Below are 12,988 nucleotides of genomic sequence, written 5' to 3' on the forward strand. Positions count from 1 at the left end.
CCTGCGTGTGCCCCGTACCGTATATGGGTTCGCTGAGGAATCGGCAGCGCCGGTAGGCTCTGTGAGCAGCCGCAGCCGCCCGTATCGACACAACGAAGGACGATCGTGCTCATTGCCGGGTTCCCCGCCGGGGCCTGGGGGACGAACTGCTACCTCGTCGCCCCCGCCGCCGGTGAGGAGTGCGTGATCATCGACCCCGGCCATCAGGCCGCCGACGGCGTCGCGGAAGCGATCGCCAAGCATCGGCTCAAGCCCGTCGCCGTCGTCCTCACCCATGGCCACATCGACCACGTGGCCTCGGTCGTCCCGGTGTGCGGCGCGCACGACGTGCCGGCCTGGATCCACCCCGACGACCGGTACATGATGAGCGACCCCGAGAAGGCGCTCGGGCGTTCCATCGGGATGCCGCTGATGGGCGAGCTGACCGTGGGGGAGCCGGATGACGTCAAGGAGCTGTCCGACGGGGCGAAGCTGGAGCTGGCGGGCCTGGAGCTGTCCGTCGCGCACGCGCCCGGCCATACCAAGGGGTCGGTGACCTTCGGTATGCCCGAGGCGGCGGACATCCCGCCGATCCTCTTCTCGGGCGACCTGCTGTTCGCCGGCTCCATCGGACGCACCGACCTGCCCGGCGGTGACATGGCCGAGATGCTCGAATCGCTGGCCCGCGTGTGCCTGCCGCTCGACGACTCGACCGTGGTGCTGTCCGGCCACGGCCCCCAGACGACCATCGGCCAGGAGCGCTCCACCAACCCGTATCTGCGGCAGGTGGCGACCGGCCAGGGAGCATCTCAGGCTCCCCGACGAGGAATGTGACGAGACCTTCCGTGAGCACCTTCAAGGCCCCCAAGGGCACGTACGACCTGATCCCGCCGGACAGTGCCAAGTACCTGGCGGTCCGTGAGGCGATCGCCGCGCCGCTGCGCAACTCCGGCTACGGCTACATCGAGACGCCGGGCTTCGAGAACGTCGAACTCTTCGCGCGCGGAGTCGGTGAGTCCACCGACATCGTGACCAAGGAGATGTACGCCTTCGAGACCAAGGGCGGCGACCGGCTCGCCCTGCGCCCCGAGGGCACGGCCTCGGTCCTGCGCGCCGCGCTGGAGGCCAACCTGCACAAGGCCGGCAACCTCCCGGTCAAGCTCTGGTACTCCGGCTCGTACTACCGCTACGAGCGTCCGCAGAAGGGCCGTTACCGTCACTTCTCGCAGGTCGGCGCCGAGGCGATCGGCGCGGAGGACCCGGCGCTGGACGCCGAGCTGCTCATCCTGGCCGACCAGGCCTACCGGTCGCTGGGCCTGAGCAACTTCCGGATCCTGCTGAACAGCCTGGGCGACCAGGAGTGCCGCCCCGTCTACCGGTCGGCGCTGCAGGAGTTCCTGCGCGGCCTGGACCTGGACGAGGACACCCTGCGCCGTGCGGAGATCAACCCGCTGCGCGTCCTGGACGACAAGCGTGAGTCGGTCCAGAAGCAGCTGGGGGACGCGCCGCTGCTGCGTGACTACCTGTGCGACGCGTGCAAGGCGTACCACGAGGAGGTCCGCGAGCTGATCACGGCGGCGGGCGTCGCCTTCGAGGACGACCCGAAGCTGGTCCGCGGCCTGGACTACTACACCCGCACCACCTTCGAGTTCGTCCACGACGGCCTCGGCTCGCAGTCCGCCGTGGGCGGCGGCGGCCGCTACGACGGTCTGTCCGAGATGATCGGCGGCCCCGCGCTGCCGTCCGTCGGCTGGGCCCTCGGCGTCGACCGCACGGTCCTCGCACTGGAGGCGGAGGGCGTCGAGCTCCAACTGCCCGCCACCACCAGCGTGTTCGCCGTCCCGCTCGGCGAGGAGGCCCGCCGGGTCCTGTTCGCCAAGGTCACGGAGCTGCGCAAGAACGGCATCGCGGCCGACTTCTCCTACGGCGGCAAGGGCCTCAAGGGCGCGATGAAGAACGCCAACCGCAGCGGCGCCCGCTACACGGTCGTCGCCGGCGAACGCGACCTCGCCGAGGGCGTCGTCCAGCTCAAGGACATGGAGTCGGGCGAGCAGACGGCGGTGGGCGTGAACGAGATCGTGGCAGAGCTGGAAGCCCGCCTGGGGTAGCGCCTGTCGTTTGGATCAGCTCGCAGGGAATCGGCGGTGCTTCTCGACGCCGGTGAGCGGGGCCTGGCGCGCGGAGCTGCAAGGCGGAGGAGGGAGTCGAGAGCTCGGGGGAGTCGGCGACCGACGACAACGCCGCAGATGCGCGTGCCAGGCCCCGCCTTGCGGACACCCCCTAGGGGCGTCCGCAAACGGATCAGCGACCAGAACTGCGAGGACACCGAGCGCCACGTCCAGACGCCGCCGCTGTCCGCCCGACAGCGCCATGATCCGGCTGTCCGCCCTCGCCTCCAGACCCACCAGGCCGACGTCAACTCGCCGGCGCCGATTCGTCCAGCCAGACGATCCCGACGCGTGAACGCCCCGCCGGATGCCGAGAGCGATGCCAGCGACGGCGGTCACACCCCCGTAGCGCTCGCGCAGCGCCGCGCGTCCACGGCGAGTTCGAACCCCTGTGCTGTCATGCGACGAGCGTCGGCCGGAACCTGCTCCTCAGGGACGACGTTCCGGACACGCTTATGTCCACTGAACGGTGGACACCGGTCCTCGTGCGGCACAATGGCCCTGACCGAAGTTGTCCGGGTCTCAAGCGACGGAATCGGCGGGATGAGCAAGACGACAGTCAAGGACGTCTCCACGGAGCCCGAGACGGAGCGTGCCGAGATCGCGCCCCGCGCGGAGGGCGGCAGCCGGGCCCTCGCCCTGCTGCTGGTGATCACCGGCGCGGCCGGACTGCTCGCCTCGTGGGTCATCACGATCGACAAGTTCAAGATCCTCGAGGCCAAGGTCGAGGGCAAGACGTTCACGCCGGGCTGCAGCCTCAACCCCGTCGTCTCCTGCGGCAGCGTCATGGAGAGCAAGCAGGCCGCGGTCTTCGGTTTCCCGAATCCGATGCTCGGCCTCGTCGCCTACGGCATCGTCATCTGCGTCGGCATGAGCCTGCTCGCCCGCGCCCGCTTCCCGCGCTGGTACTGGCTCACCTTCAACGCCGGCTGCCTCTTCGGCGTGAGCTTCTGCGCCTGGCTGATGTTCCAGTCCCTGTACCGGATCAACGCGCTGTGCCTGTGGTGCAGCCTGGCCTGGGTCGCCACGATCCTGATGTTCTGGTACGTGACGTCGTTCAACATCCGCAAGGGCTTCCTGCCGGCCCCGAGCTGGCTCAAGGGCTTCTTCGCCGAGTTCACGTGGGTCATGCCCGTGCTGCACATCGGCATCATCGGCATGCTGGTCCTGACCCGCTGGTGGGACTTCTGGCTCAGCTGAGCGGGGCCGTTCCGGTCACTGGGTGGACTGTCAGTGCCGTGAATTAGGGTTTCTGACGTGGAGCCCGACCTGTTCACCGCCGCAGCCGAAGAACGCCAGGAGAAGGAGCCGTCCAGCAGCCCCCTGGCCGTGCGGATGCGCCCGCGCACCCTCGACGAGGTCGTGGGCCAGCAGCATCTGCTGAAGCCGGGCTCACCCCTGCGCAGACTGGTCGGGGAGGCCTCCGGCCCGGCCGGACCCTCCTCGGTGATCCTGTGGGGCCCGCCCGGCACCGGCAAGACCACCCTGGCCTACGTCGTCTCCAAGGCGACCGACGCCCGCTTCGTGGAGCTGTCGGCGATCACGGCCGGCGTCAAGGAGGTCCGCGCGGTCATCGACGGCGCCCGCCGCGCCTCCGGCGGGTACGGCAAGGAGACCGTCCTCTTCCTCGACGAGATCCACCGCTTCAGCAAGGCCCAGCAGGACTCCCTGCTCCCCGCCGTCGAGAACCGCTGGGTGACGCTCATCGCGGCGACGACGGAGAACCCCTACTTCTCGGTGATCTCGCCCCTGCTGTCGCGCTCCCTGCTGCTCACCCTCGAACCGCTCACGGACGACGACGTCAAGGACCTCATCCGCCGGGCCCTCACCGACGAGCGCGGCCTCAAGGGCGCCGTCACGCTCCCCGAGGAGACCGAGAGCCACCTCCTGCGCATCGCCGGCGGCGACGCCCGCCGCGCCCTGACCGCCCTGGAGGCGGCCGCCGGGGCCGCCCTCGACAAGGGGGAGGCGGAGATCGGCCTGACCACCCTGGAGGAGACGGTCGACCGGGCCGCCGTGAAGTACGACCGCGACGGCGACCAGCACTACGACGTGGCCAGCGCCCTGATCAAGTCCATCCGCGGCTCCGACGTCGACGCCGCCCTGCACTACCTGGCCCGGATGATCGAGGCCGGCGAGGACCCCCGCTTCATCGCCCGGCGTCTGATGATCTCCGCCAGCGAGGACATCGGCCTGGCCGACCCGACCGCTCTGCAGACGGCGGTCGCCGCCGCCCAGGCCGTCGCATTGATCGGCTTCCCCGAAGCCGCCCTCACCCTCAGCCACGCCACGATCGCCCTCGCCCTGGCGCCCAAGTCGAACGCCGCGACCACCGCGATCGGCGCCGCCCTGGCGGACGTACGCAAGGGGCTGACCGGGCCCGTGCCCGCCCACCTGCGCGACAGCCACTACAAGGGCGCGACCAAGCTCGGCCACGGCCAGGGCTACGTCTACCCGCACGATCTGCCCGAGGGCATCGCGGCCCAGCAGTACGCCCCGGACGAGTTGAAGGACCGCGAGTACTACGAGCCGACCCGGCACGGCGCGGAGGCCCGCTATGCGGACGCGGTGGAGTGGACCCGGAAGAACCTCGGTCGAAAGCGGTCCTGAGCACCCTGTAAACTCGTCCGGAGTGCTGCGTCCCGTGCAGTCAGAACGGGACAGTCAGCCGGAGCCAGTCAGGGGCACAGCCCCCGGATCGGCTCCAGGAGCGTCGCGCACCGTCGAACGGTGTCGCGGGCAGCCCACCACCACTCGTCGCACGACGGGACCGGTCGGTGGGCCACTCGCGTGCTGCACGTATGTGCCCAGACCAGGGGAGCGGCTGCCCACCGAAGCCCACACGGGCCGAGGCGGGTTTCCCCGGCTGCGGATGCGACCTCCCACAACCCTGACAAGCCGATACAAGGAAAGCGGAAAACAGTGGCGAACCAGTCCCGCCCCAAGGTCAAGAAGTCGCGTGCCCTCGGCATCGCGCTGACCCCGAAGGCCGTCAAGTACTTCGAGGCCCGTCCCTACCCGCCGGGTGAGCACGGCCGCGGCCGCAAGCAGAACTCGGACTACAAGGTCCGTCTGCTCGAGAAGCAGCGTCTGCGCGCGCAGTACGACGTGTCCGAGCGCCAGCTCGTCCGCGCCTACGAGCGTGCCTCCAAGGTCCAGGGCAAGACCGGTGAGGCCCTGATCATCGAGCTGGAGCGCCGTCTCGACGCCCTGGTTCTGCGTTCGGGCATCGCCCGCACGATCTACCAGGCCCGCCAGATGGTCGTGCACGGCCACATCGCCGTCAACGGCAAGAAGGTCGACAAGCCCTCCTTCCGTGTCCGTCCGGACGACGTCGTGCAGGTCCGCGAGCGCTCCAAGGAGAAGACCCTCTTCACGATCGCTCGTGAGGGTGGCTTCGCCCCCGACGGTGAGACCCCGCGCTACCTCCAGGTGAACCTCAAGGCCCTGGCGTTCCGCCTGGACCGCGAGCCGAACCGCAAGGAGATCCCGGTGATCTGCGACGAGCAGCTCGTCGTCGAGTACTACGCCCGCTGATCCTCGGCAGGCACGCGGTATCTCAGCCCGTCGTCTCCCCACCCCCCGGGTGGGAGAGGCGGCGGGCTTTCGCGATTCCCCTCTCCCCGCGCGGGAATCCGGTATGGAGCGCAACCTCCGGCGCGATAGGCTCGTCGCACGACTTTTTGATGTTCAGGCACGTTTCAGGGAGCGGGTGCAACAGTGTCCGGTGGAGAGGTTGCCGGGATTCTGGTGGCCGTCTTCTGGGCGATCCTGGTCTCCTTCCTCGCCGTCGCGCTGGCGAGGGTGGCCCAGACGCTCAAGGCGACCACCAAGCTCGTGGCGGACGTGACGGATCAGGCCGTCCCGCTGCTGGCCGACGCCTCCGCGGCGGTGCGCTCAGCGCAGACCCAGATCGACCGGGTCGACTCGATCGCCTCCGACGTCCAGGAGGTCACGTCGAACGCCTCGGCGCTGTCGACCACCGTCGCCTCCACCTTCGGCGGCCCCCTGGTCAAGGTCGCCGCCTTCGGCTACGGCGTGCGCCGGGCCCTCGGCGGCCGCAAGGAGGACGTGCCCGCCAACGCGTCCAGGCGTACCGTGATCGTGGGCCGTACGGTCACTCGGCGCAGCGCCCGAGGGAAGAGGGACTGAGAGCAGCGATGTTCCGCCGTACCTTCTGGTTCAGCACGGGCGTCGCCGCCGGTGTGTGGGCCACCACCAAGGTCAATCGCAAGCTGAAGCAGCTGACCCCCGAGAGCCTCGCCAGAACCGCCGGGAACAAGGCGATCGAGGCCGGTCACCGCATCAAGGACCGTGCTGTGGGCTTCGCGCTCGACGTCCGGGACAACATGGCCGTGCGGGAGGCCGAGCTGGGCGATGCCCTCGGGATCAACGAGAATCCCGAGCTCCCCGCACCCCGGCGTCACACCGCCATCGAGAACCGCAACCACCCGAAGTACGTCGAGGGTTCGACGTACCAGACGTACCCGTACAACCGGAATGAGGACCACTGATGGAGTCGGCTGAGATTCGCCGCCGCTGGTTGAGCTTCTTCGAGGAGCGCGGTCACACCGTCGTCCCTTCGGCGTCGCTCATCGCGGACGACCCGACTCTGCTCCTCGTCCCGGCCGGAATGGTGCCCTTCAAGCCCTACTTCCTGGGTGAGGTCAAGCCGCCCTTCAGCCGCGCCACCAGCGTGCAGAAGTGCGTGCGCACGCCGGACATCGAAGAGGTCGGCAAGACCACCCGGCACGGCACGTTCTTCCAGATGTGCGGCAACTTCTCCTTCGGCGACTACTTCAAGGAAGGCGCCATCAAGCTCGCCTGGGAGCTGCTCACCAGCGCCCAGGACAAGGGCGGTTACGGCCTCGACCCCGAGCGCCTGTGGATCACCGTCTACAAGGACGACGACGAGGCCGAGCGCATCTGGCACGAGGTCGTCGGTGTGCCGAAGGAGCGCATCCAGCGCCTCGGCATGAAGGACAACTACTGGTCCATGGGCGTCCCCGGCCCCTGCGGACCGTGTTCCGAGATCAACTACGACCGCGGCCCCGAGTTCGGCGCCGAGGGCGGCCCCGCCGTCAACGACGAGCGGTACGTGGAGATCTGGAACCTGGTCTTCATGCAGTACGAGCGGGGCGAGGGCATCGGCAAGGACAACTTCGAGATCCTCGGCGACCTGCCCAGCAAGAACATCGACACCGGCCTCGGTCTCGAACGCCTCGCCATGATTCTGCAGGGCGTGCAGAACATGTACGAGATCGACACCTCGATGGCCGTCATCAACAAGGCCACCGAGCTGACCGGCGTCCGCTACGGCGACGCCCACGGCTCGGACGTCTCCCTGCGCGTGGTCACCGACCACATGCGCACCTCCGTGATGCTCATCGGCGACGGCGTCACCCCCGGCAACGAGGGCCGCGGCTACGTGCTGCGCCGCATCATGCGCCGTGCCATCCGCAACATGCGCCTGCTCGGCGCCACCGGTCCGGTCGTGAAGGACCTGGTCGACACCGTGATCGAGATGATGGGCCAGCAGTACCCCGAGCTCATCACCGACCGCGAGCGCATCGAGAAGGTCGCCCTCGCCGAGGAGAACGCCTTCCTCAAGACGCTGAAGGCCGGCACCAACATCCTCGACACGGCCGTCAGCGACACCAAGGCCGCGGGCGGCAGCGTCCTGCCGGGCGACAAGGCCTTCCTGCTCCACGACACCTGGGGCTTCCCGATCGACCTCACCCTGGAGATGGCCGCCGAGCAGGGGCTCTCCGTGGACGAGGACGGCTTCCGGCGCCTGATGAAGGAGCAGCGGGAGCGCGCCAAGGCCGACGCCCAGGCCAAGAAGACCGGGCACGCCGGTGCCGGCGCCTACCGCGAGATCGCCGACCAGGCCGGTGCCACCGACTTCATCGGTTACACCGACACCGAGAGCGAGTCCACGATCGTCGGCATCCTGGTCGACGGCGCCTCCTCCCCGGCCGCCACCGAGGGCGACGAGGTCGAGATCGTCCTGGACCGCACCCCGTTCTACGCCGAGGGCGGCGGCCAGATCGGCGACACCGGCCGCATCAAGGTCGACACCGGCGCCGTCATCGAGATCCGCGACTGCCAGAAGCCCGTCCCCGGCGTCTACGTCCACAAGGGCGTCGTCCAGGTCGGCGAGGTCACCGTCGGTGCCAAGGCCCACGCCTCGATCGACGACCGCCGCCGCAAGGCCATCGCCCGCGCCCACTCGGCCACGCACCTGACCCACCAGGCCCTGCGCGACGCCCTCGGCCCGACGGCCGCCCAGGCCGGTTCCGAGAACCAGCCCGGCCGCTTCCGCTTCGACTTCGGCTCCCCGTCCGCCGTTCCGACGGCCGTGATGACCGACGTCGAGCAGAAGATCAACGAGGTGCTCGCCCGCGACCTCGACGTCCGCGCCGACGTCATGGGCATCGACGAGGCCAAGAAGCAGGGCGCCATCGCCGAGTTCGGCGAGAAGTACGGCGAGCGCGTGCGCGTCGTGACCATCGGCGACTTCTCCAAGGAGCTGTGCGGCGGCACGCACGTGCACAACACCGCCCAGCTGGGCCTGGTGAAGCTGCTCGGCGAGTCCTCCATCGGCTCGGGTGTGCGCCGTATCGAGGCCCTGGTCGGCGTGGACGCCTACAACTTCCTCGCCAGGGAGCACACGGTCGTCGCCCAGCTCCAGGAGCTGATCAAGGGCCGTGCGGAGGAGCTCCCGGAGAAGGTCTCCGCCATGCTCGGCAAGCTGAAGGACGCCGAGAAGGAGATCGAGAAGTTCCGCGCCGAGAAGGTCCTCCAGGCCGCCGCGGGTCTCGCCGAGTCCGCCAAGGACATCCGCGGCATTGCTGTCGTGACCGGTCAGGTCCCGGATGGCACGACCGCCGACGACCTGCGCAAGCTCGTCCTTGACGTGCGCGGACGCATCCAGGGCGGCCGGGCCGCCGTCGTGGCCCTCTTCACGGTGGCGAACGGCAAGCCGCTGACGGTCATCGCCACCAACGAGGCCGCCCGCGAGCGCGGTCTGAAGGCCGGCGACCTGGTCCGCACGGCCGCCAAGACCCTCGGCGGCGGCGGTGGCGGCAAGCCGGACGTCGCCCAGGGAGGCGGCCAGAACCCGGCCGCCGTCGGCGACGCCGTGGACGCCGTCGAGCGCCTGGTCACCGAGACCGCCAAGTAAGAGACGGGTCGGAAAAGCATGCGCAGAGGACGTCGACTCGCGATCGACGTCGGGGACGCCCGCATCGGGGTCGCCTCGTGCGACCCCGACGGGATCCTCGCCACCCCGGTGGAGACGGTCCCGGGGCGTGACGTCCCCGCAGCCCAGCGGCGGTTGAAGCAACTTGTCGAGGAGTACGAGCCCATCGAGGTGGTGGTCGGGCTGCCCCGCTCACTCAAGGGGGGCGAGGGCCCGGCCGCCGTCAAGGTCCGGGGCTTCGCCCAGGAACTGGCCCGCATGATCTCCCCGATTCCGGTGAGACTTGTGGACGAACGCATGACGACGGTGACGGCCGGTCAGGGACTGCGCGCCTCGGGCGTGAAATCCAAGAAGGGCCGGTCCGTCATCGACCAGGCAGCAGCCGTGATCATCCTGCAACAGGCCCTCGAATCCGAACGGGTGTCAGGTAAAGCACCCGGCGAAGGCGTCGAAGTGGTCATCTGATCGCGATACGGTAACGTTCCGCGCGATGCGACGGCATTCGAACAGCCGCCGCACAGCAAGAGGCGGGACGGGAGCCGGGCCGGAAGCCGCGCGACCGCCGCCTCGCGGCTCTAGGGGATCGATGACTGAGTATGGCCGGGGCCAAGGCTCCGAACCGTGGCATCCGGAGGACCCGTTGTACGGGGACGGCGGATGGGACGGACAGCAGGCCCACCCGGGTCAGCAGTCCCCCTACGGCGGCCAGCCGCAGCACTATCCGGAGCAGCCGCAGTACGGCGACTGGGGCACCGGTGACCAGGCCGGATACGGTCAGGCGCAGCAGCAGTACCAGTACGACCAGCAGTACGCGGCACAGGCCCAAGGGCACCAGCAGTACCCCGGGCAGCAGGACCACGGACACCAGCAGGGTCAGGGCTACCACCAGCAGCAGTACGACACCGGCGGCTGGGCCAACGACCCGCAGCAGCAGGTCTCCTACCCCGGTGATCCCCAGGATCCGTACGGGCAGCAGCCCGGTACGTACGGCGGGGGCCAGCAGGACTACTACGGCACGCCCGACGCGTATCCGCCTCCCGAGCCGCCCGGTCGGCGAGGGGGCGAGCCCGCGCCGGAGCCGGAGCCGGAGACGTGGGACCCCGGCCCCGACCAGGGCGAACACGCCTTCTTCGCGGGCGGGGACGACGATGCCGACGCTGACGAGCCGGGAGAGCGCCGCGGGCGCGAGGACAAGCGGGGGCGGGGTGGCGGTAAACCGAAGAAGCGCCGCAACGGCATGGCCTGCCTGCTGGTCGTCGTGATCCTCGGCGGCGGCCTGGCAGGCGTCAGCTACTTCGGCTACCAGTTCTACCAGGATCGTTTCGGCGACGCCCCCGACTTCGCGGGCGACGGCAGCGGCCAGGAAGTGTCCGTCGAGATCCCCGAGGGCGCGGACGGCTACGCGATCGGGCGGGCGCTGAAGTCCGCCGGTGTCGTCAAGAGCGTCGACGCCTTCGTCTCGGCCCAGGCCGGCAACCCCGAGGGCCGGACCATCCAGGCCGGCGTGTACACCCTGCAGAAGCAAATGTCGGCCGAGAGTGCGGTCGAACTGATGCTCAGTCCCAAGAGCCGCGACAACCTGATCATCGCCGAGGGCAAGCGCAACGCCGACATCTACCGGCTCATCGACAAGCGCCTCAAGGTCAAGGACGGCACCACCGCCGCGGTCGCCAAGAAGGACTACAAGAAGCTCGGTCTGCCCGCCTGGGCGCAGAACCATGCCGACGTCAAGGACCCGTTGGAGGGCTTCCTCTACCCCTCCAGCTACGGCGTGAGCGAGGGGCAGAAACCCGAGGCCGTCCTGAAGCAGATGGTCCAGCGGGCCAGCGCGACCTACGAGAAGCTCGGGATCGAGAAGAAGGCCGAGAGCCTCGGACTCGACGACCCGTGGCAACTGGTCACCGTGGCCAGCCTCGTCCAGGCCGAGGGCACCAGCCACGACGACTTCCGCAAGATGGCCGAGGTCGTCTACAACCGGATGAAGCCCGGGAATCCGCAGACCAACGGCATGCTGGAGTTCGACTCCACGTACAACTACATCAAGAACCAGAGCAAGATCGACCTGAGCCTGAGCGAACTGCGGAACTACGACAACCCGTACAACACGTACTTCCACAAGGGCCTGCCGCCCGGTCCGATCGACAACCCGGGCGAGGATGCCATCAAGGGCGCCCTCAACCCGACGGACGACGGCTGGTACTACTTCATCTCGCTCGACGGCAAGACCAGCAAGTTCACGAAGACGAACGCCGAACACCAGAAGCTGGTCGACCAGTTCAACGCCTCGCGGAACAACTGAGGAAGACCCTGATGGCCGCACCACGCCGGGCCGCCGTACTCGGCTCCCCGATCGCCCACTCGCTCTCCCCGGTCCTGCACCGCACCGCCTACCAGGAGTTGGGCCTGGCCGGGTGGACGTACGACAGGTTCGAGGTCGACGAGGCCGGGCTGCCCGCGTTCTTCGAGACGCTCGGCCCCGAGTGGGCCGGGCTCTCGCTGACCATGCCGCTGAAGCGGGCCGTCATCCCCCTGCTGGACGAAGTCAGCGAGACCGCCGCCTCGGTCGACGCCGTCAACACCGTCGTCCGCACCGAGGACGGTCGCCGGATCGGCGACAACACCGACATCCCCGGCATGGTGGCCGCGCTGCGTGAGCACGGCATCGACAAGGTCGACGCCGCCGCCGTCCTCGGCGCCGGCGCCACCGCCTCCTCCGCGCTGGCCGCGCTGTCCCGGATCTGCCCGGGCGAGATCGCCGTGTACGTGCGCAGCGAAGCCCGCGCCGCCGAGATGCGGCAGTGGGCCGAGCGGCTCGACGTCGCCGTCCGCATCGCCGACTGGGCGGACGCCGAGCAGGCCCTGCACGCCCCCCTGGTGATCAGCACCACGCCGGCCGGTGTCACCGACGCCCTCGCCCGGTCCGTGCCGGAGCGTCCGGCGGCCCTCTTCGACGTCCTCTACGACCCCTGGCCGACCGACCTCGCCGCCCGCTGGTCGGGGTACGGCGGTGCCGTGGTCAGCGGCCTCGACCTGCTGGTGCACCAGGCCGTCCTTCAGGTCGAGCTGATGACGGGGCTGGCTCCGGCGCCCCTGGACGCCATGCGAAAAGCGGGCGAGCGGGCTCTCGCGGCCCGATAAGATCCGCTCTCGGTTCCGCAGGGGGCGGAACAGGGGAGGGGAACGTCCGTCATGTCCGCAGGCCTGCCTCAGGCGTCCGTCAAGTCCCAGATATTCGAGTCCCTGCTGGGGTTCCTGCCCGACTGGGTGCAGATCACGGTGCTCGCCCTGATCGTGCTCGCCGTCGTGGCGTCGTGGGTCGTCAAGATCAAGCGCAAGATCGCCTACCGGCGTGCCGTGCGCAACGGACAGCCGGTCCACGCGGCGGCCCAGTACGGACAGGGGCGCGGTGCGGACCACCTGGGGGAGTACGCGCCGCAGCAGACGCAGTCGGCACAGCAGCAGGGCAGCGGGGCCGGCCACCTGGGGGCGTACGCCCCGCAGCAGGTCCAGCCCGCGCAGCAGCCGAGCGGTGCCGACTTCCTCGGGGCGTACGCGCCCCAGCAGCGTCAGGGCGACGGTCCGTCCGCGAACGCGTCCGCTTGATGGACCGGCCGCCGGGCGAACGGCTCCGGCGTGG

12 protein-coding genes and 1 pseudogene are annotated in these 12,988 nt (G+C 69.5%); 12 read left to right on the forward strand and 1 reads right to left on the reverse strand.

Annotated elements, in window-relative coordinates; translation table 11 throughout:
- Positions 1-105 precede the first annotated feature (105 nt).
- Both ACIRDU_RS25195 and hisS read left to right on the forward strand, forming a co-directional pair.
- Positions 106-813, forward strand: coding sequence for an MBL fold metallo-hydrolase (locus ACIRDU_RS25195; protein ID WP_403582945.1), 708 nt, complete (start codon positions 106-108; stop codon positions 811-813).
- 11 nt (positions 814-824) lie between these two features.
- Positions 825-2,087: a histidine--tRNA ligase gene (gene hisS / locus ACIRDU_RS25200; protein ID WP_403582948.1), complete on the forward strand. Its 1,263-nt coding sequence runs from the start codon at positions 825-827 to the stop codon at positions 2,085-2,087.
- A gap of 210 nt (positions 2,088-2,297) precedes the next feature.
- Here the strand turns inward: hisS and ACIRDU_RS25205 are convergent.
- Positions 2,298-2,393, reverse strand: a pseudogene (locus ACIRDU_RS25205) (ABC transporter ATP-binding protein); the annotation flags it as partial.
- 297 nt (positions 2,394-2,690) lie between these two features.
- On the opposite strand from ACIRDU_RS25205, the gene ACIRDU_RS25210 reads away from it, so the two are divergent.
- From ACIRDU_RS25210 to ACIRDU_RS25255, 10 genes are all read left to right on the forward strand, one after another.
- A complete protein-coding gene (locus ACIRDU_RS25210; protein WP_403582951.1) occupies positions 2,691-3,347 on the forward strand; it encodes a vitamin K epoxide reductase family protein in 657 nt (218 codons plus the stop codon).
- Between the two features lie 57 nt (positions 3,348-3,404).
- Complete coding sequence (locus tag ACIRDU_RS25215; protein ID WP_403582954.1) at positions 3,405-4,757, forward strand: replication-associated recombination protein A; 1,353 nt, start codon at positions 3,405-3,407, stop codon at positions 4,755-4,757.
- A gap of 312 nt (positions 4,758-5,069) precedes the next feature.
- Positions 5,070-5,684, forward strand: coding sequence for a 30S ribosomal protein S4 (gene rpsD / locus ACIRDU_RS25220; protein ID WP_010046470.1), 615 nt, complete (start codon positions 5,070-5,072; stop codon positions 5,682-5,684).
- 183 nt (positions 5,685-5,867) lie between these two features.
- Complete coding sequence (locus tag ACIRDU_RS25225) at positions 5,868-6,299, forward strand: DUF948 domain-containing protein (protein ID WP_403582958.1); 432 nt, start codon at positions 5,868-5,870, stop codon at positions 6,297-6,299.
- A gap of 8 nt (positions 6,300-6,307) precedes the next feature.
- The gene (locus ACIRDU_RS25230; RefSeq protein ID WP_403582960.1) at positions 6,308-6,661 is read left to right on the forward strand and encodes a hypothetical protein; all 354 of its coding nucleotides are present in this window, start codon (positions 6,308-6,310) and stop codon (positions 6,659-6,661) included.
- A complete protein-coding gene (gene alaS, locus ACIRDU_RS25235; RefSeq protein WP_403582962.1) occupies positions 6,661-9,333 on the forward strand; it encodes an alanine--tRNA ligase in 2,673 nt (890 codons plus the stop codon). Before ACIRDU_RS25230 ends, alaS begins: the two co-directional genes overlap by 1 nt.
- 18 nt (positions 9,334-9,351) lie before the next feature.
- Positions 9,352-9,816: a Holliday junction resolvase RuvX gene (gene ruvX / locus ACIRDU_RS25240; protein WP_403582965.1), complete on the forward strand. Its 465-nt coding sequence runs from the start codon at positions 9,352-9,354 to the stop codon at positions 9,814-9,816.
- Between the two features lie 121 nt (positions 9,817-9,937).
- Complete coding sequence (mltG, locus tag ACIRDU_RS25245) at positions 9,938-11,650, forward strand: endolytic transglycosylase MltG (RefSeq protein ID WP_403582967.1); 1,713 nt, start codon at positions 9,938-9,940, stop codon at positions 11,648-11,650.
- Positions 11,651-11,661: 11 nt separating this feature from the next.
- The gene (locus ACIRDU_RS25250) at positions 11,662-12,489 is read left to right on the forward strand and encodes a shikimate dehydrogenase (protein ID WP_403582969.1); all 828 of its coding nucleotides are present in this window, start codon (positions 11,662-11,664) and stop codon (positions 12,487-12,489) included.
- Between the two features lie 51 nt (positions 12,490-12,540).
- A complete protein-coding gene (locus tag ACIRDU_RS25255; RefSeq protein WP_403582972.1) occupies positions 12,541-12,954 on the forward strand; it encodes a hypothetical protein in 414 nt (137 codons plus the stop codon).
- Positions 12,955-12,988 lie beyond the last annotated feature (34 nt).

Origin of the sequence: Streptomyces sp. NPDC093598 (assembly GCF_044764825.1) — a bacterium.
Classification (GTDB): Bacteria; Actinomycetota; Actinomycetes; order Streptomycetales; family Streptomycetaceae; genus Streptomyces.